Origin of the sequence: Thioalkalivibrio sp. ALJ12, from assembly GCF_000378305.1 — a bacterium.
Lineage (GTDB): Bacteria > Pseudomonadota > Gammaproteobacteria > Ectothiorhodospirales > Ectothiorhodospiraceae > Thioalkalivibrio.
Map to the genome: position 1 here is coordinate 953967 of NZ_KB899538.1, position 24906 is coordinate 978872.

The following is a 24906-nucleotide window of genomic DNA, read 5'->3' on the forward strand; positions in this document are numbered from 1 at the left end:
CGGGCATGACTGACTGGCGACCGGGCGCCGCGGCGGCCCGGGAGGCGCGCGCGCGGCTGCTGGCCGGCCTGCGCGGGTTCTTTGCCGCACGCAATGTGCTCGAGGTGGAGACCCCGATACTGAGCCGTGGCGCGCCTCTGGATCCGATGGTCGAGAGCTGGACTGCAACCAGCCCGGACGGCGCCAGTGGCTATCTGCAGACCTCGCCGGAATACCCGATGAAACGCCTGCTGGCGGATGGCGCACCGGACATCTACCAGCTCGCGCGCGTCTTTCGCGGTGGCGAATCGGGGCCCCGTCACAATCCCGAATTCACACTGCTGGAATGGTACCGCCACGGGATGGATCATCACCGTCTGGCGCGCGAGGTGGTGGCCCTGATCATGAACCAGGCGGCGCTGGATACGCGCTGGAGGCGTCCGGCCCGCCTGCGCGAGATCTCGTATCAGGCGTTGTTTCAGGAGCATCTGGGTGTGGATCCGCTGGTGGCGGATGCCGACGAACTGCAGGCCGTCGCGGCACGGCAGGGGCTGGATATCGAGGGCGAGCTGGATCGTGATGCCTGGCTGGATCTCCTGATCAGTCTGGCGATTGCACCGGCGTTTCCGGGCGACCGGCTCACCGTGGTGCACGACTACCCGGAGAGCCAGGCGGTGCTGGCACGTCCCTGCGAACATGATGCCCGGCTCGCGGCGCGCTTCGAGGTGTACTGGGGTGCGCTGGAACTGGCCAACGGCTACCACGAGTTGAGCGACCTCGCCCAGTTTCGCGAACGTCGCGATCGCGACCAGGCGCTGCGCAGGCAGCGTGGCCAGGTCCTGCCCCAGCCCGATGCCCATCTGGAGGCCGCGCTGGCGTCGGGGCTGCCCGAGTGTGCCGGGGTGGCACTGGGGGTCGATCGTCTGCTGATGCGGCTGCTGGGGGTGGAGCGTATCGAGCAGGTGATCGATTTCCCGTTCGAGTCCGCCTGAGGCGGTTTGCGGGTTTGTCCGGCAGGGCCGGCGTTGCGCCGATCCGGGGCTTGTCAGCCCCCCCGTTGCGGGTGACTATTGTGGCGTCGATCCGGTGTCTGCTTCGGGATGGTAGCTTCGATGCGCAAGTGTTTTTTCTGGTTCTCCCGACGGTCGTTCCGCCGGGCCTTGTCTCCCTGGACGCTGTGTGTCGCGCTGTTGCTGGCCGTGCAGCCGGCGCAGGCGCAGTTCGAACACCTGCCTGCGCCACTACAGCGGGCAATCCAGGCCCAGGGGCTGTCCCCCGACTCAGTGGGTCTCTGGGTGCAGCGGGTCCCGGACGGGGCCGTGCTGGCCCGGCTGAATGCCGATACCCCCTATAACCCGGCCTCCACGGTCAAGCTGGCCACCTCGCTGGCGGCCCTGCACGAACTCGGCCCCAACTACACATGGACGACCGAGATCTGGGCCACCCGCCCGATCCAGGACGGTGTACTGCGTGGGGACCTGGTGATCCGCGGGACTGGCGATCCGGGTATGGTGAGCGAGGAGTACTGGCGCATGATCGGCGAGCTGCGCCGAACCGGGCTCAAGCGCATCGAGGGCGATGTGATCCTGGATGCCAGCCACTTCCAGCTCCCGAATGGGAACCCTGGAGACTTCAACCGTCAGCCACTGCGGGCGTACAACCAGCTGCCGTATGCCCTGCACGTGAATTCCAATTCCCAGCGCTTCCACGTGCGTCCCGAGCGCCGCGGCAACGGCATCGACGTGGTGGTCGATCCGCCGCTGCCCGGGCTCGAGGTCGTCAACCGTCTGCAGCCGACCCGAGGGGGGTGTGGCGAGTGGCAGCGGGGTATCCAGTTCAATGTCGATCAGGACGCCCAGCGGGTGACCTTTTCCGGTCAGTACCCGGTGAATTGTGGCAACTACGAGATGTTGCGCTCGGTACTCTCGCCGGAGGCCAATCATGCCGAGATGTTTCGCATGGCCTGGGATCAATGGGGCGGCGAACTGACGGGCAGGGTGCGTACCGGCGTGCTGCCCGTGCTGCATGACGAGCCGATTGTGCGCCATCGCTCGCGGCCCCTGTCCGATCTGATCCGGGTGTCCAACAAGTGGAGCTCGAATGTCATGAGCGATCACTTGCTGCTGACCCTGGGGGCGCGCAAGAACGGCCCGCCCGCGACGATGGACAAGGGGCGCGAGGCCCTGGTCGACTCACTGCGCGATCTGGGGGTGGATGTCGGCGGTATGGTGGTCGACAACGGTTCGGGCCTCAGCCGCGATGCCCGCATGACCGCGCGCCAGCTCGGCGAGATCCTCGAGGCGGGCTGGAAGCACCCGCATCGGCCCGAGTTCCAGTCGTCCCTGGCCCTGTCGGGGCTGGACGGTACCCTGCGCAACCGTTTCCGCAATGGCGACCTGCGCGGGCAGATGCACCTGAAGACCGGGCACATCAACGAGGTCTCGGCGGTGGCGGGCTATGTCCGCACGTCCAGCGGCGATGACGTGATCGTCACAGTGCTGGTGAATGGGCCGCGTGCGCATATCGGGCATGGGCGCAATCTCCAGGATGCGGTCCTGGAGTGGGCGCACGGGCTCTAGGGAAACACCGATCTCAGGGTTTCCCTGGTTTAGCGGGTTTCGACCTGCCAGTTCGAGAGCACCGGTTTCTTCGATACCTCGACGTCCAGGCTCTCCAGCCACTGGGCGACCACGCGGTTCGAGTTGTGGCGCAGGGTGTAGGCATCCGGATGGTGGACGAAGCTCATGCCCCAGGCCGCGGAGTCGACGCGCTCGTCGGCCCCTTCTTCCCATATGGCCTCCAGCTTTTCGATCAGCGCCTGCGCCCGCGTGGCGGGGACCTCGATGTGGTGGATGTCCTCCAGCGGGACCCGCAGACCCCCGCGCACGGCAGTGTTCAGGTCGGCGCCCTCAAGTTCCTGGCGCCCCAGTGCTGCACGGGTCGAGGCGAAGACGGCCGCGAGCATCGCGCCCGGTCCGGTATTGCGTTCGACATAGAACGACCAGTCGCCATAGGAATAGCGCAGCCAGTGCCCGGGCGGCTCGGTCGGCAGCACCAGGCTGGAGTGGCGGCCGTGGTCGAGCACGGCCACGGTCACCGGGTCTTCGGGCTCCGCCGGGGCCTTGAGGGTGGTCGGGGCGCAGCCGGACAGCAGCCCGGCCAGGCCGATGCCCAGGATCAGGTATAGCCAGTGTGTGGTCTGCCTTGGGCGCATGGTTCGGGGGCCTTTGGCTGTGTGTGTCGACGATCGCGACAGCCGATCGCATCGTTGTCCGTCACCCGTTCGGGCGGGTTCCATTGACGCGGTTCGCGTTGAGCGAGATTAGCATGGCCGGGAATGGGGACGGCGAGTGCGTTCGCGACGGTCGTACGGCACAATGGCGGCCGTGTTTCCTCGCGGAAGGTGACAGTGGAAGATCAAACGGCAGTCGGGCTGTGGACGGCCCTCGGGATTCTGGCAATCGTGGTGGCCGGTCTGGTGGGCTTCTGGGTCGGCCGCGTGACCAGTGACGAACGCAAACTGATCCGCGAGCTGGAGGAAGAGCTGGATCGGCGCATGCAGGAGCTGACGCGCTATCGCGGTCAGGTCAACGATCACTTCGATCGCACCGCTACCCTGTTCGCCACCATGGCCGGTTCCTATCGCGACCTCTACCACCACCTCGCCCAGAGTGCGGAGGAGTTGGCGGACAAGCCGACCCGGGACCGTCTGGAGGATCGTGCAGGACGTCTGTTGTCGAACGTGCCGAATCGTGATTACGGCGACAGTCCGAGTGAGGGCCGCGGTCACCGTGAACGCGACTCGGAGCCGGAGGGCGATGCACCCGACCGGCGCTACGAGAGCGACTACCGCGAGTCCTCCGACACCGAGCAGTCGCCGTCGCGTCCGCGGGTCGATTAGGCGGGCGAATACTCCTTCCGCTGGCGAGGTGTAATCGCGGGAGCGGACGAAAGAAAGGCCGGGCGTATGCCCGGCCTTTCTGTTTGTCGGGGTGGCTATACGGGGGTAACGGGATTAGAGCGCCGAGATTTCCGCGCGGATCTGGTTGTCCAGATTCTGCACCCAGTTGTTGTAGTTCGGGTGAATGCGGCCATCCTCGTAGTCGAGGTTCGAGCTGTCCTTGTAGCGGATGCTGTACGCCCCGTCGCTGTAGGGGATCTCGACCACTGCAATATGGTCGCGCAGCGACAGCCGACCTTCGAGCAGGCCGGGCTCGGTTTCGCTCATCTGCCAGCCCAGTGCCGCGCCGGCATTGCGGATCGCCTGTTGCATCTGCTCAGCGTTCGGGCGCTCGCCGTGCACATCGGTGACTGTGGTGTCGCTGACATCATGCACCGGTGCGGTACCGCGGCAGCCCGCGAGTACGAGTACGCTGGCCACGAGCAGGATCAGCAGGAGTCTTGCAGACATTGGTGTCGTCCTTGATGGTGGATGATCACCTCGCAGTGTAGGCAGCGTGACCGCGAATTGCCATTCCCGCCCTGGAAAAAGGTTTGTGAATCCGACCCTTGCGGTGATTTTCAGGGTCTGCGCAGCAGTCCCAGGTGCCTCAATAGACCGAGCGGGTGCAGGCCACGTGCCAGCAGGCGCAGGGCGACCATCTGGATAATGCGCAGGGTGTCGGTGGCGGCCCGAAAATGGCTGGCGCGGTGCTGGTCCGGATAGATGCAGCGCACGGGCACCAGGGTGACCGGGAAGCCCAGGCGTTCGGCCTCGATCAGGGCCTCGCTCTCGAATACGAAGCTGCGGCGCGCGCCATGGGGTAGTTGCAGTTGCTGCAGCAGTGCTGCCGGATACAGACGAAAGCCGGACTGCGAATCGCGCAGGGGTTGCCCCGAGGCCCAGCCTATCCAGAAGTCGGCGGTGCGGTTGCCGAACAGGCGCAGAGGGGGCGTTGTTTCCCGGCCCTTGAGCCGTGCCCCGATCACCAGATGATGGGGGTGGGCGTGCCCGGCGGCGATCAGGTTCGGGATCTCCGAGGCATCGTGCTGGCCGTCCGCATCCAGCGTGATGATGGCATCCGCTCCCTGTTCCAGGGCGTACTGCATGCCCGTCCACAGCGCGTTCGCCTTGCCACGGTTTTCCGGCAGCCGCAGGACTTCAATCACCCCGGGTTCGGTTGGGACGCGGTCGGCAGTGCCGTCTCGCGAGCCGTCGTCGACCACGAGTACCCGGTCGACATGGGCTCGCGTGGCCGCGACGACCGCGGCGATCGTGGGGGCCTCGTTATGGGCCGGTATCAGTGCGTGGACGGCCGCCATCGTCTCGGGTCAGGCCAGCGCGCCATTGATGCCGATCACCTGGCCGGAGACATAGCCGGCCTGCTCGGAGGCCAGATACGCCACCAGTCCGGCGACCTCCTCGGGGCGTCCGGCGCGCTGCGCGGGCACCATGCGCCTGATCGTCTCGGCGTCGAAGCTGGACTCGCTCATCGCGGTCTCGATAATCCCCGGCGCGACCGCATTGGCCGTGATGCCGCGCGACCCGACCTCCTGCGCCAGCGAGCGGATGGCCCCGTGCAGTCCCGACTTGGCCGCGGCGTAGTTGGCCTGGCCGCGGTTGCCGACCACGCCGGCCACCGAGGAGATCGCAATCACGCGCCCCCAGCGGGTCGTGATCATCGGCAGCAGCAGTGGCTGGGCCACGTTATAGAACCCGTTCAGCGCGACATCGATCGGGCGGGCCCATTGTTCCGGGCTCATGCCGGCCAGCGGGGCGTCGTCGTGCACGCCCGCGTTGTGCACCAGGATCTGCACCGGCTGCGCAGCCGCGACGGGCTCCAGCTGCGCCCGCGCGGCATCGGCGTCGGTGATGTCGAAGACCAGGACATCCGCCTGACCGCCGTCGGAGTGAATCTGTTCGGCCAGATCCCAGGCGGGGCCCGGGTTGCGGTGTGCGTGCAGCAGGACCTCGCAGCCGCTATCGGCCAGAGCCCGCGCGATGGCCTGGCCGATGGCGCCGCTGGCGCCGGTGATCAGTGCGCGATGGCTCATGTCGGGGTGTCCTCGGTTTGCAGGATCACGGTCGCGCGCGCGGACAGGACGGGCTCGCCGTCGGCCGATACCTCGAGATCATAGATGGAGCTGTAGCGATCCGACATCACGCTGTGGGCTGTGATGTCGAGGTCCGCGTTCAGGTCGTCCAGCAGAGTCCGGTGCACGCGCAGGTTGCGGACCGCGGCCAGGAAGCCGGCCTTGGGTGGTCCGGCATCGGCCAGCAGGGCTCCATGCACGGCCATCGCTTGGGCGCCGTACTCCAGCGCCGACAGGGCCGGGAGCCCGGTGGTGTTGCGCAAGGGGTTTTCGGGAGCGCGGTGGCTGATGGCGCGGCAACGGATCGCCTGTTCGTCCCATTCGACCACGGCCTCCAGCAGGCACATCGCGCCTGCATGCGGCAGCAGGCGGCAGATTGCCTCGTGGTTCAGTTGGGGGCTGGCGGCCTTCATGCGGGATCGTCCTGATCCGTTGTTAATGCGAGAGGCGAACCACCGGGAGATCAGGGCGTGACGCGGATCTCCAGTGATCGTCCCAGCGGCGCGGCAAGCGTAACATGACCGCCTTCGCCGCGCGCGAGCACCTCCAGCAGGGGCAGGGCGCGGGCGGCGGGGTTGGTGCCGCGCAGGGCCTCGAGTGAATCCTGGCGGCAGGGGGTGGGATCGCCGCCTTCTCCCAGCGCCAGCTCGAGTGTGGGCCGCCCGGCGCCCGCGGGACTCAGGCGCAGGCCGACGGCAAACGGCTCGGTGATGGGGCGTACACGCCGGAATGTGACCATGGATGCGACATCGTAGGCGGCCAGCAGGACGTCGCCACCCTCGGCCTCCAGCAGCCCTGCCGCCAGCGTCGCATTAAACCCGGAGATGGCCGTTGCCGGGGCCGGATTCGCGGTCGCGATCGACCAGTTGCCGGCCGGTGCGTTGTGGACCGAGTTATGGAACTGCACGGGCGAGACCATGGGCTCCGCCTGTGTCAGGGCCTCGCAGATACGGTCGATGATATCCATATCTCCAGAGGACGAGGCGAACACCGAGCGCAGCTGGCTGCGGTCGCAGTCGGCCGTGGCCTCCTCCGCGACCTTCAGCGCCAGGCGAATCGTGTCCGTCGTGCGGCGGCGCTCGTTGGCCGGCAGCAGGGTGGTCGACGGGATGGCCACCGGCGCCCGCTCATGGGGTTCCTGCCCGGCGAGGATGTGGCGCGCCGAGGCGAAATCGGCCAGCCCCGGGCCCAGCAGGCCGATGGCCGCAATACCAACCTTCATGCGGCCTCCAGCAGCAGGCTGCAGTTGTTGCCGCCAAAGCCGAATGCGTTCACCAGTACGTGCCGGATGTCGCGTTCCTCAGCGGCCCCTCGGGCGTCCAGTTCAAGCCCCGGGTCCAGGTGGTCGAGCCCCGCCGTAGCCGGCACGAAGCCCCGCTCCAGGCTGGCCAGTGCCTGCGCGACCCCGACGGCGCCGGCCGCCCCGAGGGTATGGCCGGTCAGGCCCTTGGTGCCGGTGGCGCGGCTCTTTGCGCCAAACAGGCGCGCCAGGGCGCGCGCCTCGGAGCGGTCGTTGGCCGGGGTCGCGGTGGCATGCATGAGCACATAGTCGATGGCCTCGGCGGACCGCTGTGCCCGCGCGAGGGCCTGCTCCATCGCGCGCGCTGCACCGAGTCCTTCCGGATGCGGGGCAGACATATGGTGGGCATCGCTGGATTCGCCGTGGCCGACCAGTCGAGGGCCGGCGGCGTGGCTGTCGGCCCTCTCCAGCAGGAAGAATCCGGCGGCCTCGCCGATCGAGATGCCGGCGCGTTCGGCATGCAGCGGGCGGCAGGGTCCCGGTGCCACGAGTTGCAGCGCGTTGAACCCGTGCAGCGTCATCCCGCAGAGGGTGTCGACACCGCCGACCACCGCGGCATCGCAGAGCCCGGCCGCAATAAAGCGTTCGGCATCGGCAAAGACCTTGGCGCTGGACGAGCAGGCCGTGGAGACCACCATCGCTGGTCCCCGCAGTCCGAGCCGGGTGCCGACGAAATCGGCCAGCGAGAACATATTCTGGGTGTGCTGGTAGTCGTAGTCCGGTGGCAGGTCCCCGGTGTCCGGGTCGCGGCGGTGGTAGGCCTGCTCCGTCGCGGCGATCCCCGAGGTGCTGGTCCCCATCAAGACCGCAATGCGTCCGGCACCGTAGCGTTCGCGCGCGATCTCGACGGCCTCGATGAAGCCATCCTGGCGCAGCCCCAGCTCGGCCAGCTGGTGGTTGCGGCACTGGAATGGGGCCAGGTGATCCGTCAGCACGATGTCCTCCACACCCGCCACGCGCCCGATGTGGGTGTCCAGCTGTACGGAGTTCAGGTCGCAGGCGCGCAGCCCGCTATGCCCTTTTTGCAGTGCGTCGGCATTGGCCTGGCGGCCAGTTCCGGTGGCGGCGGTCAGGGTGTGGGCGGAGATTACGAGTGGATTCATTCGGCGGGCTGCGATTGGCGGGACTGTTGGCGGTGGGGTCAGGGATTGTTAGTGCCTACTGTACGGCGCGACAGGGGGGGCTGCGCCAGAAGCGCGGCTGCGAGAAAGGAAAATACCACGCCCAACACCACGGTGAGCCCCATGGCCCGCAATACCGGAAGACTGGAAAGGGCCAGCAGGCCAAACACGGCCACGGTGGACAATGCGCAGATGCTGACCGAAGCGGCCGTGTTCTGCCGTGCCTTCAGGTCTCTCAGCGGACGGCTGAAAAATACGGCGTAGTCCAGGCACAGGCCAACGATCAGCAGCAGCGCGATCAGATGGAAAAGGGACAAGGGAATCCCGAGCAGGATCAGCGCAGCCACGGTCAGGACCAGCCCGCTCCCTACCGCGGTCAGGATGCGCAGGCTGCGCCCGGGGGCGCGGGTGACCAGCAGCAGCAACAGGGCGACGGCCACCACGCCGAGGGCCAGCCGCTCCAGTGCCTGATCGCGGAATCCGCTGACCAGGTCCTCCGAGGCGCGCAGGAAATCCACGTGCTGCACGCCCACATCGGCCAGGGCGGGCAGGTCCGCTAGCGGCTCCCGCTGCAGCCATTGCCTCACCGCGGTTGCATCCTCCATGCCGCTTAGCCGTACCCAGGCCATCCAGTCGCCGCGGTCCTCGTCCGGCATCAGCAGGGTGCCTGCCGTCTGACGCAGCGGGCCGTCGGGCAGTGTGCCCGGGCTCAGCGGCTCCAGGTCACGGGTCCGGGCTACATCCTCCAGAAAGGGATCGAAGGCATCCGTGCGAAAGCCCAGCCCGTCGACGGCGGTATCCAGCCGTTCGCGCAGGGTGTCCGTGGTGGGCAGGGAACCCTGGCGTGCGCGCTGCAGTGCCTGGCTCGGCAGGGCCTGGGCCGCATGGTCGTAGGCGGTCAGCGCCCCCTGGTTGCGCAGATCTTCAAGGCCCGGGGTCAGTGCCTCGGCGGCCTGCAGCGCCCGTTCGGGGTCGGGTGCGGTGATCAGCAGGGCATGGCGGATATCCGGAAGCCCCAGGGCGTGGCGCAGTTCGCGGTCGCGGTCGATGTGTTCCTGCGGCACCGGGTGCAGTGCGCCCAGGTTGTCCTCCCAGGGGAACGGGTCGGCGCTGGCGATGACCACCAGCGCCCCCAGCACGGAGGCGGCCAGGATCCAGCGCGCCGTCACTGGCGGCTGCGTCAGAGCGGTCGGTATCGGCAGGCGGGCCGGGGGTACCCCGTCACGCTGCAGCGCCTGCGGCATCAGGCGGGGCAGTACCCAGCGCGTGGTGATCGCGGCCACGCCGACGCCGGTCAGCACGAACAGCCCGAGCTGGGCCATGCCGGAAAACCCCGTGATCGCCATCAGCGCGTAGACCAGTACCGTGCTCCCGGCACCCAGGCCAATCGCCGGCCACAGCTCGCGCGCCACGCCGCGCATCCCGTCACTCGGGGGCTGCCGGCTGTGCGCGAACAGGTGCAATGGGTAGTCGAGCGCGATGCCCAGCACGGTAATGCCGAACGCCAGTGCGATCCCGTGCAGGTGGCCGAATACCACGGTCACGACCGCCGCCCCGGCCAGGATGCCGGTGGCCAGCGGAACGGCCGCGAGCCAGACCGGGTGGGGGTGGCGGAATACGACCAGCAGGAGTGTGGCCAGGGCCAGGCTGGCGGCCAGGCTGAAGGTGGTGATCTCGCCGCGGATGCGCCCGCGTGATTCGACCGCAATCACCGCGGGCCCCGCGACGAGCAGGTCCAGATCGTCCGTGTAGTCGGCAAAGGCCTCGTCCAGTGCCTTCAGGAGCGACTCCTGACCGTCCAGGTCCATGCCTTCGGCCGCGCTGTGCAGGACCAGCAGGGCCCGATCGCGCTCGGGGTCGACCCAGACGCCGTGGCTGTCGCGTTCGCCCCCGCCACCGGCCTGTCCCAACTGCTCGAGCACCACCAGTGATTCGCCCGTGGGGTCGCGGCCGATCAGTTCCCGGGGCATCAGCGGGGCGGCACTACTGAGGTCCTCCCGGCGTTCCCCGAGCCGGTCGCGCAGGGTGTCGACCGAGAAGCGCTCCGGGGTGACCTCGGGGCTCAGGAGATAGCGGTGCTCAAGCAGGAAATCCAGGGCGGGGTCATCCGGGTCGAGACGCCCGTTGTGGATCTCCGCGACCGCGGGGTGGTCGCGCAGCGCCTGGACCAGACGGTCGCTGGCATCCGCGCGTGCCTGGCTGTTCCCGCCTTCGATGCCCAGCAGCAGGACCTGTCCGGCCGGGCCGCCCCCGGGGTCCAGCGCAATCCCGGTCTCGGTGACCGGCTCCGGGGTGAAGCCCTGGAGGTCGGTGACCAGTTCGCCCCGCCACAGCAGGATGCTGGCTGCCACCAGCAGCCCGATCAGCCAGAGTGCCGGTCCCGGTGACAGGGGGAAGCGATTCGGCACCAATCAGTCGCCGTCTTGCGGATCGAGCTGCATGCGGCTGTGGCGCCCTCCGGATTCCTCGGTGTCCAGACGCAGGAGGGCACCGCCCTCGCCCTGGAGGTCGAGTCCGAGGATCATGCGACGAAGGGCGCGGTCACGCGGGGTGAGTTCCAGCCTCCAGGCCTCCAGGTCGCCTTCGGTCTCGACCTCGAAGTGTTCTTCCAGTCCCTCGCGTTCCCCCTTGGCGAGGGAGCGGAACAAGGCGGCAAACGCGGCCAGGCCCGGCTGCTCGTCCAGGTCCACCTCGCGGCTGGAGCCTCGGCGCTCCACGATCACTTCGCGCCCCTCGATCCGCACGCGTTCGCCGCCGTCGCCATCCATCCGGCGCTCCAGGGTGTCCGGTGGCTCGAACACCAGCGTGCCGGTCCGGGTCTCCGGGAATTCGAGCAGGGGGTCCTGGCGGGTTTCGCGAAAGTCGATACGTGAAGGCGGATTGTCGGCCAGTGCCTCCAGGATCTGGTCCAGTGTGTCGCCGGAGGTCTCCGCCTGTGCGAACAGCGGGCAAGTCAGCAGGAGCACCGCCAGGGCCAGTGCCCGGACCCCGGGCAGTTGCCGGAAGCAAGGCTTAGCGAGACGAGTCATTCCAGAAATCATAGAAGTTGAACCAGTTGTACGGGGCCTCGCGCACGCGTGCCTCGAGGCGATCGGCGTAGCGTTGCACCCATTCGGCCAGGGCCTCTTCGCGTCGGCCGCGGGGCGCCTCGATGACGTCGGCAAAGCGTTCAAAGACGATATCGTAGCGATTGCCGCCGCGATAGAGGCCGAAGCACAGGATGACCGGGACCTTCAGAACGGCGGCCATTAGCAGGGGGCCCTGGGGAAAAAAGGCCCGTCCCCCGAGGAAACGACATTCGACCATCTTGTCGCTCTCGGCCACGCGATCGGCCAGGGTGGCCACAATCCCCCCTTGTTCCAGGCAGTCGCGTGCGTGCAGCAGGGTCTCGGTATCGCCCAGGGGGATGACCGTCGCGGCGATCTCGGGGTTGAGCGCCTCCAGCAGTTGGGTGATGCGCTGATTGTGATTGCGGTACATCAGCACGCGAACGGGAAAGTCGTTTTTGCCGACCGCGAGTACCCGCAGGGCTTCGAAACTGCCCAGGTGTGCCCCCAGCAGCAGGGCCCCGTGGCCACTTTCGACATGTTCGAGGAAGATCTCGCGATCGTGAACCTGAAGATCCAGGCACTCGTCCTTGCCGGCCAGCAGGAAGACGCGGTCCAGGATCACGGCCGCGAAGCTGTGGAAGTGCCGGGCAATCTCGCGCAGGCGCGGTTCGCGTCCGAGCACGCGGCGCAGGTAGTCCCGGCTGGACCCCCGGGACTTGGGAGCGAACAGAAGAAAATAGGCGGTTATCGGGTACAGCAGTACGCGCCCGGCCGGTCGCCCGAGATGCAAGGCAACCCACAAGATGATGCGCAGCGCCAGGGGGGACCCTCGCTCCCCCTGGCTGAACCACCCCCGGCTCACGCCGGTTGTCCGGCGTCGTGCAGTTTCAGTTGCCCGCTACACAGGAGTTCGGGGGGCTCCGTACCGTCGCGGATAACGCGGAATGCGCGCAGGCCGCTGGTACCAGGGGGGTCAATCTCCACCCGGAAATCGACCTCCGGGAGCAATGGCGCCAGGAACTTGGCCCGTGGCAGGGCCGCCACCGGCCCCAGGCCGCTTCCGCGCGCGACGGCGTCCACCGAGCCCAGGATGACCACGCCCGGTACGACGGGCTGACCGGGGAAATGCCCGGGCAGTGAGGGGTGGCTGGCCGGGATGCGGCGCGTGGCAATGATTGGGGCCATTGTTCAGGCGCACTGACCGTGCTGATCCAGCAAGTCCAGCAGGACCTGGCGCGGGAGCTTGCCCGTCGCGCTGCGGGGAAGGGCATCCACCATCACCAGGGGGCGCGGAAGGAACAGCGGGTCCGTGGTTTCGGCCAGTGCGGCCAGGATCTCGGCCTCGGAGCGCTCCGGGGCGACCACGATCGCAGCCAGACGGGCAGTCCCGCTGTCCTGTCCGGGGTTGGGCGGGATGAACACGCCGTCCAGTACCCCGGGGATGGCATTCAGGCGCCGGTTCAGCTCGGCAAGAGAGGCGCGCTTGCCGGCGATATTAAGCTGATCCGCCAGGCGCCCGCGCATGCGGAAGCGCCGGGCATCTTCCCGTTCGATGCGGTCGGGCAGGGGGACTGGTGCCGGGTGCTGGGGCCCCTGTACTGCCACCCGGTCGCTGTCCTGGGTTGTCAGGGCAATCCCGTCATAGACCGTCCACAGGAACTCCCGGGCCGTCTCGCGGCTGGCGATGGCCCCGGCCTCGGTGCAGCCGTAGATCTCGCGGACGGTCGTGCCAAACAGTGTTTCCGCGGCCCGTGCGCGGCCTTTTTCCAGTGGGGCGGTGGCGCTGAGGATGCGCGCCGCTCTGGGCCAGGTCAGCCCCGCCCGCAGGCAGGCGTCCAGGTGAAACGGGGTCGTGACGAGGTTTGCCGGGGCATGCTCGGCCAGGGCCTGGCGGATATCGTCCGGGAAGAACGGGCGCTCGGCCAGCAGCGTGCAGGGGCCGAGCAGGGCATACAGCACCGTGGACTCCAGGCCGTACATGTGTTGTGCGGGGACCGTTCCCACCAGTGTTCCCCCGTCGGCATCCAGTCCGAAGCGGCGCAGGGCCTGTGCGGTCACGACGTGAAGGCTGTTCCAGCTCCTGCTGTGGGCAGTGGGCTGTCCGGTGCTGCCCGAGGTATAGGCATGCACCGCCATCTGATTCGACGGGATCTCGGGGGTCGCACCCGCATTGTGGGCGTGCCCTGTCCCGTCCGCGGTGACGGGAATGACGGGGATGGTGACACTGAGGTCGCGCTCGTCCACCAGTGCGTGCGCGCCGGGATGACGCTCGGCGATCTCGCTCAGGGTTGTCCGGGCGCGGTTCGGGGGGAGGATGTTAGTGCCCCCGCGCAGCAGGATCGCGGCAAACGCGACGGCAAAGCGATAGCGATCCTCGCACAGGTTGAAGTGGGCTCCACCGGCCGGGATTCGCCGGGCGAGGGCGCGGACATCCGCCAGAAACGCGGTCCGCGAGACACAGCGTCCTGCCACCCAGGCCAGTGGCGTTGGGTGGTCGGCAATCAGCGCTTGCGTGTTCGAGTCCCTCATCGTTGTCTCAGGATGTGGCGGTGGTCGGCGCGTGCCAGCGCGGCGAGGTAGGGCAGGAAACCCGCCCGTGGTTCGTCGCACAGGAGCCAGCGCCGTAACGGATATTCCAGCATGAACAGCGCCGCCAGGAACAGATAGTTGATCCCATTTGCGAACAAGGCCCAGGTGGTGGTGGATACCGCCACCGCCAGTACCGCCGACAACAGGGCGAGTCCACCGCACAGCAGGGCCCAGGCGGCCGTCAGCCGCCGCGTATAGCGATGCACCGGCGTGCTGTCGGAGGCGCCCATGGCCAGCGCATACCGGGTGATCAGGGGTGTGGAACCCGGGCGCAGAGAGCGGGCAAACAGCCATGCCAAGCCCCCCTGGATAAGCACCGGTACTGCATAGATCAGCCATTTTCCGGCCGGCTCGGTACCCAGAAGCAACACTAGCACGGCCAGCACCAGGGCTATCACCCCCCGGCCGAGCACGGGCAGGGCCGGCCAGGCGAGGACCAGTATGAGCAGCGCCAGCCACGCCAGTGGCAGTCGCGGCAGCTCCAGGAAGCTGCCCGCGATCACGGCCACCGGGTAGCCCAGGGCTACCACGGCGGCGATCCGGGTACTCACGACGTGGCTCGGTGCGCCTCGATATGGGCGGTCAGGGCCCGCAAGGATGCGAAGATCTGGCGGTTGTTCTCGTCATCGGAGCGGATCTGCACGCCATAGGCACGCGAGATGGCCAGCGCCAGCTCCAGTGCATCGATCGAGTCCAGCCCAAGCCCCTCGCGGAACAAGGGGGCCTCCGGCTCGATGTCCTCGGGGCTGACCTCTTCGAGATTCAGACTGTCGACGATCAGCCTGGCGACTTCCTGTTCCATTGCGGTTTGTGCTGCCACGTCTCTCCCCTAAATAGCGGCGTAATCCGAAATCGGCTCTCCCTGTGCGAAGGTGCTGGGCTTCCCGCGCACCTTCCAGCCCGGGGCCGATGATACGCAACCCCAAGGGGGCGTGGTACCCTCCAAATGCAGGGAACAAGCGGTTTTGCGGGGCGGGCCGGCAGAGTGGGCGCTCTCATGGGATGAGACGACTCGGCCGCCAGCGAGCCGCCAGGGGGGGGGATATGGGGGGCAAGTCGTGATCGGCGGCCGAGTAGGACTGCGGCGCGTCGGGCCGGATGGGCTGCTGACGTTTGGGTTGTCCAATCTGGTCATTGTGCTGACGGCGGGGCTTAGCTGGCTCGCGCTGTGGGGTCGCATGCAGCTCTGGGTGCGCGGTCTGCACTGTCCGGGGCGGGCACCCTGGATCATTGTCCTGGGGCAGCAGTTACAAGAGGGGCGTCCTGGGCCGGGTTACCGGCTGCGCCTGTTGCGGGCCCTGCGCTTGCTGCGGCGCGACCCGGAGGCCCGCGTTCTGCTGTTGGGGGGGTATACCTCGCCGGAGGGGCCCAGCGAGTCAGCCGCAGGGGCGGCCTTCCTGCGCCAGCGCGGCATCCGGGCCTCTCGCATCTTCTGTGAAGAGGACTCGCGGCACACCCTGGAGAACCTGCAAAACGCCCGCGACCTGCTCGCCCAGCGTACCGGCGGCAGCCTGCCGAGCTGCGTGCTCGTGACCAGTCGCTTCCATCTGCCCCGGGCGGTGGCCATCGCGCGCGGGGTGGGACTCGAGGTCTGTCCCTGCCCTGCCGAGCACTCGCCGCGAGTGCCGCAGCTGCGGCTGGCACGCGAGATCTGGATGTTGCACTGGTACCACACCGGGCGGCTGTTCGCCCGGCTGATCCGCCATCAGGGGATGCTCGACCGGATCAGCTGACCCGCCCTTTGCAGTAGCGGTCGCAGCCGCTACATCGCGCGGATGCGTTCGCGCTGGGCGGCGAGCTGGTCGCGGGTGGCCTGCATCTCGGCGACGCGGTCGCGTTCCTTCTGCACGACCTCGGCCGGGGCGCGGTCGACGAAGCTCGCGTTGGCAAGGCGCTTTTCGCTCTGCTCGAGGTTCTTGTCGAGCTTGCCGATCTCCTTGTCCAGGCGGGCCAGCTCGGCATCCTTGTCGATCAGCCCGGCCAGCGGGATCAGCAGCTGCATCTCGTCGACTAGGGCCATCGCCGATTCCGGGGCCTCGTCGGCGGCGTCCAGCCAGGTGACGCTCTCGGGTTTCGCGAGGAACTCCAGCAGGCCGCGGTGGCGCGTGTAGCGCTCCTGGTCGGCCTCGCTCCAGTTCTTCACCAGCACCGGCAGCGGCTTGCCCGGGGCGATGTCCATCTCCGCGCGGATGCGGCGCAGCCCGGTGATGAAGTCCTTGACCCAGTCGAGCTCGGCGGTGGCGGTGGCGTCATTCGGGAAGCCGTCCTGCGCCGGCCAGCGGCACTGCACCAGGAACTCGATGTCATCGCCGATCCCCGCATGCGGCTTTACATTGGTCCAGATCGACTCGGTGATGAACGGCATAACCGGGTGCAGCAGGCGCAACAGGGCCTCGAGCACAGTGACCAGCGTATTGCGCGTGGCGCGCTTGACTGCATCCGGGGTGGTGTCGTCGTTCAGTACCGGCTTGGTCAGCTCCAGGTACCAGTCGCAGTAGTCGTGCCAGGTGAATTCGTACAGCGTCTGCGCGGCGAGGTCGAAGCGGTAGGCATCGAGCTGCTGCGTGGCGGTCGCGGCGGTGGCGGCCAGGCGGTCGAGGATCCAGCGATCGGCCAGGGTGCGGTGTTCCGCCGTGTCGGTGGCCGCCGAGCAGTCGTGGCCCTCGACGTTCATCAGCACGAAGCGCGAGGCGTTCCACAGCTTGTTGCAGAAGTTGCGGTAGCCCTCGATGCGGCCGAGGTCGAACTTGATGTCGCGCCCGGTGGTGGCCAGTGCCGCGAGGGTGAAGCGCAGGGCGTCGGTGCCGAACGCGGGGAAGCCGTCGGGGAAGGCCTTGCGCGTGGTCTTCTCGATCTTCGCGGCCATCTGCGGCTGCATCAGGCCCTGGGTGCGCTTGGCCACCAGGTCGTCGGCGCTGATGCCGTCGATCAGGTCAATCGGGTCGATCACGTTGCCCTTGGACTTGGACATCTTCTGGCCTTCCGAGTCGCGGATCAGGCCGGTGACGTACACCTCGCGGAAGGGCACGTCGCCCATGAAGTGCTCGCCCATCATGATCATGCGGGCGACCCAGAAGAAGATGATGTCGAAGCCGGTGACCAGCACGCTGGTCGGGTAGAAGGCGCGCAGCTCCGGCGTCTCCTGCGGCCAGCCGAGGGTGGAGAACGGCCACAGCGCGGAGGAGAACCAGGTGTCCAGTACGTCCTCGTCCTGTTCCAGCGCCACCTCGGCGCCCAGGCCGTGCTTCTCGCGCACCTCGTCCTCGGAACGCCCGACGTACACGTTGCCATCGCTGTCGTACCAGGCCGGGATGCGGTGGCCCCACCAGATCTGGCGCGAGATGCACCAGTCCTCGATGTTGCGCATCCACTCGAAGTAGGTCTTCGACCAGTTCTCCGGCACGAAGCGGATGCGCCCGTCTTCCACCGCCTTGATCGCCGGCGCGGCCAGCGGGCCGGCCTTCACATACCACTGGTCGGTCAGATAGGGCTCGACCACGGTGCCGGAGCGGTCGCCGCGCGGGACCATCAGCTTGTGGTCGTCGATCTTCTCCAGCAGCCCCAGGGCGTCCAGGTCGTCGACGACCTTCTGCCGCGCCTGGTAGCGGTCCAGGCCGCGATAGGCCTCGGGTACGTTGTCGTTCAGGCAGGCGTCGATGGTCAGGATGTTGATCACCGGCAGGTCGTGACGCTGGCCCATCGCGTAGTCGTTGAAGTCATGCGCCGGGGTGATCTTTACGCAGCCGGAGCCGAACTCGGCCTCGACGTAGTCATCGGCGATAATCGGGATCTCGCGCCCGACCAGCGGCAGCTTGATCGTCTGGCCGATCAGGTGGCGGTAGCGCTCGTCCTCCGGGTGCACCGCGACGGCGGTATCGCCCAGCATCGTCTCGGGGCGCGTGGTCGCGACGGTCAGGTGCCCGGAGCCGTCGGCCAGCGGGTAGCGGAAGTGCCACAGGTGGCCGTTTTCCTCCTCCGACAGCACCTCGAGGTCGGACAGCGCGGTGTGCAGCACCGGGTCCCAGTTGACCAGGCGCTTGCCGCGGTAGATCAGGCCCTCTTCATGCAGGCGCACGAAGACCTCGCGCACCGCCGCGGACAGCCCGTCGTCCATGGTGAAGCGCTCGCGCGACCAGTCCACCGAGTCGCCCAGGCGACGCATCTGGCGGGTGATGGTGCCGCCGGACTGGTCCTTCCAGTCCCAGACCGCCTCGAGAAACTTCTCGCGTCCGAGGTCGTGGCGGCCCTTGCCGTCGGCGGAGAGCTGGCGCTCGACCACCATCTGGGTGGCGATCCCGGCATGGTCGGTGCCGCCCTGCCACAGGGTGCGGTCGCCGTGCATGCGGCGGTAGCGGATCAGGGTGTCCATCAGGGTGTGCTGGAACGCGTGCCCCATATGCAGCGTTCCGGTCACGTTCGGCGGCGGCAGGAGGATGCAGTAGCTGGCCTCGCCCGACTCCGGCGGCGCGAAGATGTTCGCAGCCTCCCAGCGTTCGTACTGGGTCTGCTCGATGCTCTTGGGGTCGAAGCTTTTGTCCATGATCGCGGGCGCGCTCGGGTCGGAATGGGCGAAAGCCGCGCATTATAACGGCGCGGCGCGTGCGCCGCCCGCTGCCCGCTCATGTGTTTACATTGGTTTTGTCTGGCCGCCTGCCCAGTAGTGGCTGGGCCTGGTTCGGCCTCGGGTGTTTACGGTGCTTTCGTCCGGCCGCCTGCCTGCGCTGTCTCGGCAGCGCGCCCCGAGTTACTTCTTTGCTCGTGCAAAGAAGTAACCAAGAAACACGCCCGGGATTCGCCCGGGAACCTTGCTCCGGACGCGCCAGGCCGGCGGCGCTGAAACTCGCTGCGCCTTTGGCTTCGCTCAGACAGTCAGCGCCTTCTCCCGGCCTGTCACGCCCTCCACAAGGGGCTCATAACGGGAGGGTAGGTCAAAACAGGCGGTATTCGAGCACCCGCGACAAGCCCGAGCTGTAGGGTGCGTTGAGCGCAGCGAAACGCACCAGCCAACGTCGGGGCAACCCTGATGCGATTCGCTGCGCTCATCAGCATCCTACCTGCCCCCTGGCGCCCGCTCGCGGGCGCGGCACGCCAGGGCCGTAGGCCGCGCGTGCCAAGATGTTGGAACATCTTGCCTCCATCCACTCGCACGAACCTCTGGATCGCCGTTGTCTTGACCTTCTCCCCCCGTATGAAGCCCCTTGCGGAAGGGTCCTCGGGACGGACGATTCAAAATAGAAACGGGGGCGCTGACTGTCTGAGCGAAGCGAGTTTCAGCGCCGCCGGCCCGAGGGCCCTGGAGCAAGGTCCCCGGGCGGAATCCGGGTGCCCTTCTTTGGGTACTTTCTTGGGCAAGCAAGAAAGTACCTCGGGGTGCGCTGCCGAGACAGCGCTTGGCAGGCGGCCGGACGAAGGCACTCGGAACACCCGAGGCCGAACCAGGCCCAGCCTGAAAGCGGTGAGAGCTTGGCTCAGGTGGTGGCGAGCCGGTGGAGCAGCTCGCGATAGCCGGTGCGGTAGTCGGGGTAGCGCAGGCGATACCCGCTGGCATGCAGTCGCCCGTTGCGGCAGCGCTTGCCGCGGACGTCGCCAGCCGGCATCGGCGGCGTCCCCGGCGGATCGAGCTCCATCTCCTGCGCCAGCCAGCCGAGCAGCTCGTGGCGCAGGGCCGGTTCGTCATCGACGCCCAGATAAAGCGGCTCGGGGTCGTCCAGATGAAACAGGTGGGTCAGCAGGCCCACGCAGTCCTCACGGTGGATGCGGTTGGTCCAGACCGGTGCTTCGTGCTGGCCACGCACGCCCTCGCGGACCTTGCGCAGGTGGTACTCGCGCCCCGGACCATAGATGCCGCCAAAGCGCACGACCACGCCGGCAAACGGGCTGTCGGCCAGCAACTGCTCGGCCTCCAGCAGGCAGTGCCCGGAGAAACGGGTGGGCTCGGCCGGGCTGGTCTCGTCCACCCAGCGCCCGTCGTCGGCGCCAAAGACCGAGGTGCTGGAGACGAACGCGATGCGGCGCGGATTTTGTTTGGCCTGCTCCAGAGCGGCCAGAGTGTTGCGCAGGCCGTCGACATAGGCGCGGCGGTACGCGGCCTCGGTGAACTCGCCCGGGGTGGCGATGAAATAGACGGTGTCCAGAGCCGCGGGGAGCGGCGGCAGCGCGTCCGCGCGGGCGAAGTCGCCGGCCAGCGGCTGGATCGGTTCCGGGATGCGCTCTGGCTGACGGCGCAGGCCCCAGACCGCGTGCCCCGCTGCGGCGAGCTGTTCTCCGACGCCGACGCCGAGATCGCCGCAGCCCATGATCAGGATGTTGGCCATGAATCAGTATCTCTCTGGGTGCTTTCGCAACCTAACGTTTCGGCGTACGGAAGACCAGTCCCAAAGTATGGGTTCGACCCGGGGCAATGGCTCGGGCATGCTGGCGGCGACGTCGATCAGGGGAGGTATCGCTTGGGCAAGGCCAGCCGCAGGAAGGGGAATATATGCGCCTGTGGATCCGGGCTGGACCGGGCGGCCTGCTGCGGGCAGTACCTGGACGGCGCGGCTGCGGCCCCGACGGCGCAGGCGCTGATGCGCTCGCGCTATGCCGCCTTCGTGGAGGGGCGCGAGGACTATCTGCTGGCCACCTGGGCCGCCGCGACGCGACCGGAATCCCTGGTGCTGGAGCCGGGCCAGCGCTGGCTCGGTCTGGCGATCCGCGCGACCGAGGCGGGCGGGCCGGAGGATCAGGAGGGCTGGGTCGAGTTCGTCGCCCGCTCGCGGGTACGCGGCCAGGGGGTGCGCCTGCACGAGCGCAGCCGCTTTCGCCGCGAGGACGGGCGCTGGGTCTATGTGGACGGCGAGTTCCCGGGCGCATGATCGATGGGGATCGCCCAGCCGGTTCGCCGGTGGATACGGCACTGCTGGAGCGGGTGCTGGAGGCGCTGCGCGGACATCCGTGCGGATGTACGGAGCATGCGCTGATTGCGCAGCTGCGCGATCTGGAAGTGGAGCCGTTCGCCGCGGCGCGCCTGCAGGAGCCGTTGAGCCTGTTCCAGACCCACTTTGTGCTGTTCCACTGTCTTTACCGGCTGCGCGACATGCTCGCGGGGCAGGGCGAGTGGCTGCGTATCCATTGCCTGGGTATCGGGATCGAGCCGCTACAGGCGGCGGACATGGGGTCGGACCTGCCGGCGCGGGGTGATCCACTGCGGGCCTACTACCTGGATCTGACGCGGCTGGAGGGGATGGATGCGGCCGCGGTGGAGGCGCTACTGGGCGAGTTCTGGGCGCATCTGGCGCGTGACGAGCGGCGCGAGCAGGCGCTCGAGGTGCTGGGGCTGGAGGATCCGGTTGATGCGGCGGCGATCCGGCAGCAGTACCGGCGTCTGGCGCAGCGTCACCACCCCGACCGGGGTGGTGACACAGCCGTCCTGCAGCGGATCAACGCGGCCCGCTGGGTGCTGCTGGCTCAGGGCAGTTAGTCGTCCGAGTCGGACATCGTGGTCACGAAGGCCTGTTCCACGGTGAAGTTGCCGACCCCCTTGTAGTTGGTCTGGGTCCAGCCGTGGTCGACCAGCCACTCGCTCATCTCGCGGTTCATCGCCGGATTGCCGCAGAGCATCACGCGGTCGTGCTCCGGATCCGCCGGGGGCAGGTTCAGGATCTGAAACAGCTCGCCGGAGCGGAACATGTCGGCGCCGCGCTGGTTGTTGTCGTACGGCTGCTGCGCGATCGGGCAGGCGAAGTCGTGGTTCTCGCGGGTCACCGTCGGCACGTAGCGCAAGCGATTGCTGATGCGCGACTCGATCTCCTGGCGGTAGGCCAGCTCCTCGACGGTGCGCACGCTGTGCACCAGTACCGCGTTCTCGAAGTGCTCGAACAGCTCCGGGCTGCGGATCAGCGAGATGAACGGGGCCAGACCCGTGCCGGTGGCCAGCATGTACAGGGTCCGCCCGGGCTGCACGTAGTCGAAGGTCAGTGAACCGGTGACCTTGGTGTTGATCCAGATCGAGTCGCCGGGGCCGACCTGGGCCAGGCGACTGGTCAGCGCGCCGTCGGGAACGTGGATGCTCAGGAACTCCAGTTCCTCGGCCTCGGGTTCGGAGACGATCGAGTAGGCGCGCGGGATCAGTTTGCCCTCGGGGCGCAGACCCAGCGTGACGAACTGCCCGTTCTTGAACTGCAGGCCTTCGGGGCGCGTGGTCTTGAAGCTGAAGGTCTTGTCCGACCAGCGATGGGTCGAGGTGATCTGTTCTTCCGAATACGGCATGGGGTCCCACGGTTGATCAGTTGAGATGGGCCGCACGCTAACAGCTTGCCGCTGGCAAGGCGAAAGCGTCGGCTATCTCAAGGGTTGAGGCGCGCGAGCCGGGATTCAAGCCTGATCAGCGGCCGGCAATTTCCGCGAGGTAGTCGGCCAGCGGAATCGGCCTGGCCAGGTGATAGCCCTGGACGAAGTCGAGCCCGATCTCGCGCAGGTGGTGCATGGTCTCCTCGGATTCCACGCACTCGGCGATGGTGCGCAGCCCGAGCACATGGCCGACGCGGTGGATCGCGGTGACCATCGCCGCATCGACCGCGTTGGTCGCGATGTCGCGCACGAAACTGCCGTCCACCTTGAGGAAGTCGACCGGCAGGTTCTTCAGGTAGCCGAACGAGGACAGCCCGCTGCCGAAGTCGTCCAGGGAGAAGCGGCAGCCCATGTAGCGCAGCGCGCGGATCAGGCCCTGTGCGCGGTCGTGATGACTGATCGCGGCGGTCTCGGTGATCTCGAAAATGATCTGCTGCGCCTGAATGCGGAACTGGCTCATGCGGCTGGTGATGAATTCGAGCATCCCGTCCTGCGCCAGCGACTGCCCGGACAGATTGATCGACACCACGACTGGGGCATGATCCGGGTTCTGGTCCCGGTGATCGGCCAGCTGGCGGAACACGAGTTCGACCACATGGCGATCGATCTCGGGCATCAGGTGGTAGCGTTCGGCAGCCGGGATAAAGGCGCCCGGGGTGATCAGGGTTCCGTCTTCCCCGTGCAGGCGCAGCAGGATCTCGACATGGTCCAGCGGCAGATCGGCGCCGTTCAGGGGCTTGACCGGCTGGGCATAGGCGACAAAACGGGCATCCTCCAGGGCCGCACGCAGACGGCCGACCCATTCCATCTCGCCATGGCGTCGGCGCAGGATCTGGTCGGAGGGCTTCCAGGTATAGAGCCGGTTGCGCCCGAGATCCTTGGCCACGTAGCAAGCGGAATCCGCCTGGCTGAGGACCTCCGGAAGGTTCCGGCCAGGGCCCTCGATCGGGACCAGGCCGATGCTCATGCCCACATCAAAGCGGCGGCCCTCCCAGGAGAAGCGCAGACCCTGGGCCGTGGCCAGTAGTTTCTTGCCGATGGCCTCCGCGCGTTCCACCGGGCAATGCGTCAGTAGCAGGCCGAACTCGTCACCACCGAGACGCGCCAGGGTGTCGCTGTCGCGAATATGGGCGGGCAGCAGGTCGGCCAGTTCGCGCAGTAGCGCGTCCCCGGCCTGATGGCCGCAGGTATCGTTGATGATCTTGAACTGGTCCAGGTCCATATAGAACAGCGCGTGGGGCGTGTCGCCCTCCTCCAGGGTGCGCAGGGCCTCGTCCAGGCGCCGTTCGAACTCGCGGCGGTTGCACAGGCCGGTGAGCTCGTCGTGGGTGGCCTGGTGGTTCAGTTGCTGGGTCATGCGCCACAGCTCGGTGTGGTCATGCAGCACGACCACGACCCCCTCGCTGTGGTGGTCCGGTCGCCGCAGGGGCGAGACCAGCAGGCGGACCACGCGGGCCGCACCGTCCGGGCGGCGCAGCACGCGCTCCGGCGACTCCAGCGTCATACCCGTCTCCAGGCACTGCGTGACCGGGTTCATGACCCGGTGGCCGGTATGCGTGTCCTCGAGCTCCAGCACCTCGTCGAGACGCTGGCCCTGGACCGCCGTGGCGTCCACGCCCAGCAGGTCGCGCGCCGACGGGTTGAGATAGGTCAGGCGCCCGGTGGTGTCCGCGGTCAGCACGCCGTCGCTGATGGAGTGCAGCGTGGTCAGGAGTCGGTCGCGCTCCGAGGCCGTGGTCGCCTCGGCCGCGCGCAGCGATGTGATGTCCCAGGCGACGCCGAGCACGCCCGGCTGAAGTGACTGGGCAATCTCCGACGGCATCCATGAGATGGAGAAGTGGCTGTCGCCGACCTTGACCTCGGTTTGAAAGCGCTCTCCGGCGAGTGCGCGATCGATTGCAGACAGGATGGCCGGGTGGTCGGCGTACAGCCGGCGTGCGTCCTGCCCGACGACCTCGCCGGGTTGCAGCCCCAGGCTGTGCAGTGCAGCCCCCTCGGACAGGGTGAAAACACCATCCGGCCCCAGCCCGAACAGGATCAGCGGCGCGTGGCGGATCGTGGCCGAGAGCTGGGTCTCCAGCTCGTGCAGGGCCTGCTCGGATTGCTGCTGTCGGGTGATGTCGCGGACCGTAGTCAGGACCTCGATATCCTCCCCGGTATGAATCGCGTTGATATTGATCTCGGCCGGAAATTCGCCCCCGTCTCGTCGGCGGTAGCGCGTTTCAAAGCGGGCCGGCAGGCGCTCGTCGGGCTGGCCGTGAGCATGGTCGACGTCGGCTTGCGTGGCCTCGAGGTCGATCGCGGTGATGTGGATGCCGTCGGTCAGTTCGCCTTGGGCGTAGCCGAGCAGGCGCGATGCGGCTTGGTTTGCCGCGACGACATGGCCCGCTCGATTGAGCACCAGCTGCGCCTCCGGTGCCTGGTCAAACAGGCGCTGAAAGCGGGTGCTGTCCGGATGATCGGGCATGGCGACAGGATGAGTCCTTTCTTAGGGTGCCGGGGTCGC

24 protein-coding genes are annotated in these 24906 nt (G+C 67.7%); 6 read left to right on the top strand and 18 right to left on the bottom strand.

Features of this window, described 5'->3' with window-relative positions; translation table 11 throughout:
* Nucleotides 1–5: 5 nt before the first annotated feature.
* Nucleotides 6–971: an EF-P lysine aminoacylase EpmA gene (gene epmA, locus F467_RS0104600; RefSeq protein WP_018137741.1), complete on the top strand. Its 966-nt coding sequence runs from the start codon at nt 6–8 to the stop codon at nt 969–971.
* Nucleotides 972–1091: 120 nt separating this feature from the next.
* The gene (dacB, locus tag F467_RS0104605; RefSeq protein WP_018993775.1) at nt 1092–2558 is read left to right on the top strand and encodes a D-alanyl-D-alanine carboxypeptidase/D-alanyl-D-alanine-endopeptidase; all 1467 of its coding nucleotides are present in this window, start codon (nt 1092–1094) and stop codon (nt 2556–2558) included.
* A gap of 29 nt (nt 2559–2587) precedes the next feature.
* Here the strand turns inward: dacB and F467_RS0104610 are convergent, their stop codons facing one another.
* Nucleotides 2588–3193 carry a DUF2459 domain-containing protein gene (locus tag F467_RS0104610; RefSeq protein ID WP_018137739.1) on the bottom strand — a complete coding sequence of 202 codons (606 nt, stop codon included), beginning with the start codon at nt 3191–3193 and terminating at the stop codon, nt 2588–2590.
* Between the two features lie 195 nt (nt 3194–3388).
* On the opposite strand from F467_RS0104610, the gene F467_RS0104615 reads away from it, so the two are divergent.
* Nucleotides 3389–3880 carry a YhcB family protein gene (locus F467_RS0104615; RefSeq protein WP_018137738.1) on the top strand — a complete coding sequence of 164 codons (492 nt, stop codon included), beginning with the start codon at nt 3389–3391 and terminating at the stop codon, nt 3878–3880.
* 114 nt (nt 3881–3994) lie between these two features.
* Here F467_RS0104615 and F467_RS0104620 read toward each other — a convergent pair whose 3' ends face one another.
* The 13 genes from F467_RS0104620 to F467_RS0104680 form a co-directional block, all read right to left on the bottom strand.
* Entirely contained in the window at nt 3995–4390 is a 396-nt protein-coding gene (locus F467_RS0104620) for a hypothetical protein (protein WP_018137737.1), read from the bottom strand.
* 110 nt (nt 4391–4500) lie between these two features.
* A complete protein-coding gene (locus F467_RS0104625; protein ID WP_018137736.1) occupies nt 4501–5241 on the bottom strand; it encodes a glycosyltransferase family 2 protein in 741 nt (246 codons plus the stop codon).
* Between the two features lie 9 nt (nt 5242–5250).
* Nucleotides 5251–5973: a 3-oxoacyl-ACP reductase FabG gene (fabG, locus tag F467_RS0104630; RefSeq protein ID WP_018137735.1), complete on the bottom strand. Its 723-nt coding sequence runs from the start codon at nt 5971–5973 to the stop codon at nt 5251–5253.
* A complete protein-coding gene (locus F467_RS0104635; RefSeq protein WP_018137734.1) occupies nt 5970–6425 on the bottom strand; it encodes a hypothetical protein in 456 nt (151 codons plus the stop codon). The genes fabG and F467_RS0104635 overlap by 4 nt, the downstream gene beginning before the upstream one ends.
* Nucleotides 6426–6475: 50 nt before the next feature.
* Entirely contained in the window at nt 6476–7234 is a 759-nt protein-coding gene (locus F467_RS0104640) for a beta-ketoacyl synthase chain length factor (protein WP_018137733.1), read from the bottom strand.
* Nucleotides 7231–8415: a beta-ketoacyl-[acyl-carrier-protein] synthase family protein gene (locus F467_RS0104645; RefSeq protein WP_018137732.1), complete on the bottom strand. Its 1185-nt coding sequence runs from the start codon at nt 8413–8415 to the stop codon at nt 7231–7233. The genes F467_RS0104640 and F467_RS0104645 overlap by 4 nt, the downstream gene beginning before the upstream one ends.
* Nucleotides 8416–8453: 38 nt before the next feature.
* Complete coding sequence (locus tag F467_RS0104650; protein ID WP_018137731.1) at nt 8454–10844, bottom strand: MMPL family transporter; 2391 nt, start codon at nt 10842–10844, stop codon at nt 8454–8456.
* Nucleotides 10845–11399 carry a LolA-related protein gene (locus F467_RS0104655; protein WP_018137730.1) on the bottom strand — a complete coding sequence of 185 codons (555 nt, stop codon included), beginning with the start codon at nt 11397–11399 and terminating at the stop codon, nt 10845–10847. It abuts the gene before it with no gap.
* A gap of 46 nt (nt 11400–11445) precedes the next feature.
* Complete coding sequence (locus tag F467_RS0104660; RefSeq protein ID WP_018137729.1) at nt 11446–12345, bottom strand: lipid A biosynthesis acyltransferase; 900 nt, start codon at nt 12343–12345, stop codon at nt 11446–11448.
* A complete protein-coding gene (locus tag F467_RS0104665) occupies nt 12342–12668 on the bottom strand; it encodes a hypothetical protein (RefSeq protein WP_018137728.1) in 327 nt (108 codons plus the stop codon). Before F467_RS0104665 ends, F467_RS0104660 begins: the two co-directional genes overlap by 4 nt.
* Before the next feature lie 3 nt (nt 12669–12671).
* The gene (locus tag F467_RS0104670; protein WP_018137727.1) at nt 12672–14012 is read right to left on the bottom strand and encodes an AMP-binding protein; all 1341 of its coding nucleotides are present in this window, start codon (nt 14010–14012) and stop codon (nt 12672–12674) included.
* On the bottom strand, nt 14009–14623 hold the full coding sequence (locus tag F467_RS0104675; protein ID WP_018137726.1) for a hypothetical protein: 615 nt from the start codon (nt 14621–14623) through the stop codon (nt 14009–14011). The genes F467_RS0104670 and F467_RS0104675 overlap by 4 nt, the downstream gene beginning before the upstream one ends.
* Nucleotides 14620–14892 (bottom strand): phosphopantetheine-binding protein, encoded by a 273-nt coding sequence (locus F467_RS0104680; protein WP_012981895.1) that lies wholly within the window; start codon nt 14890–14892, stop codon nt 14620–14622. Before F467_RS0104680 ends, F467_RS0104675 begins: the two co-directional genes overlap by 4 nt.
* 238 nt (nt 14893–15130) lie before the next feature.
* On the opposite strand from F467_RS0104680, the gene F467_RS0104685 reads away from it, so the two are divergent.
* Nucleotides 15131–15805, top strand: a complete 675-nt coding sequence (locus F467_RS0104685; RefSeq protein WP_018137725.1) for a YdcF family protein — start codon at nt 15131–15133, stop codon at nt 15803–15805.
* Nucleotides 15806–15834: 29 nt separating this feature from the next.
* On the opposite strand, the gene F467_RS0104690 is transcribed toward F467_RS0104685, so the two are convergent.
* Together F467_RS0104690 and F467_RS0104695 are read right to left on the bottom strand one after the other, a co-directional pair.
* Nucleotides 15835–18612, bottom strand: coding sequence for a valine--tRNA ligase (locus tag F467_RS0104690; RefSeq protein WP_018137724.1), 2778 nt, complete (start codon nt 18610–18612; stop codon nt 15835–15837).
* A gap of 928 nt (nt 18613–19540) precedes the next feature.
* Complete coding sequence (locus tag F467_RS0104695) at nt 19541–20386, bottom strand: SDR family oxidoreductase (RefSeq protein WP_018138603.1); 846 nt, start codon at nt 20384–20386, stop codon at nt 19541–19543.
* A 132-nt stretch (nt 20387–20518) separates the two neighbouring features.
* Here F467_RS0104695 and F467_RS13155 point away from each other — a divergent pair, with 132 nt between their 5' ends.
* Together F467_RS13155 and F467_RS0104705 are read left to right on the top strand one after the other, a co-directional pair.
* Nucleotides 20519–20926: a YchJ family protein gene (locus F467_RS13155; protein ID WP_018174601.1), complete on the top strand. Its 408-nt coding sequence runs from the start codon at nt 20519–20521 to the stop codon at nt 20924–20926.
* On the top strand, nt 20923–21531 hold the full coding sequence (locus tag F467_RS0104705) for a DNA-J related domain-containing protein (protein WP_018138601.1): 609 nt from the start codon (nt 20923–20925) through the stop codon (nt 21529–21531). Before F467_RS13155 ends, F467_RS0104705 begins: the two co-directional genes overlap by 4 nt.
* On the opposite strand, the gene F467_RS0104710 is transcribed toward F467_RS0104705, so the two are convergent.
* The gene (locus F467_RS0104710; protein ID WP_018138600.1) at nt 21528–22319 is read right to left on the bottom strand and encodes a ferredoxin--NADP reductase; all 792 of its coding nucleotides are present in this window, start codon (nt 22317–22319) and stop codon (nt 21528–21530) included. The two genes, F467_RS0104705 and F467_RS0104710, sit on opposite strands and share 4 nt — an antisense overlap.
* A gap of 115 nt (nt 22320–22434) precedes the next feature.
* Nucleotides 22435–24867 (bottom strand): EAL domain-containing protein, encoded by a 2433-nt coding sequence (locus tag F467_RS0104715; protein WP_018138599.1) that lies wholly within the window; start codon nt 24865–24867, stop codon nt 22435–22437.
* Nucleotides 24868–24906: the final 39 nt, after the last annotated feature.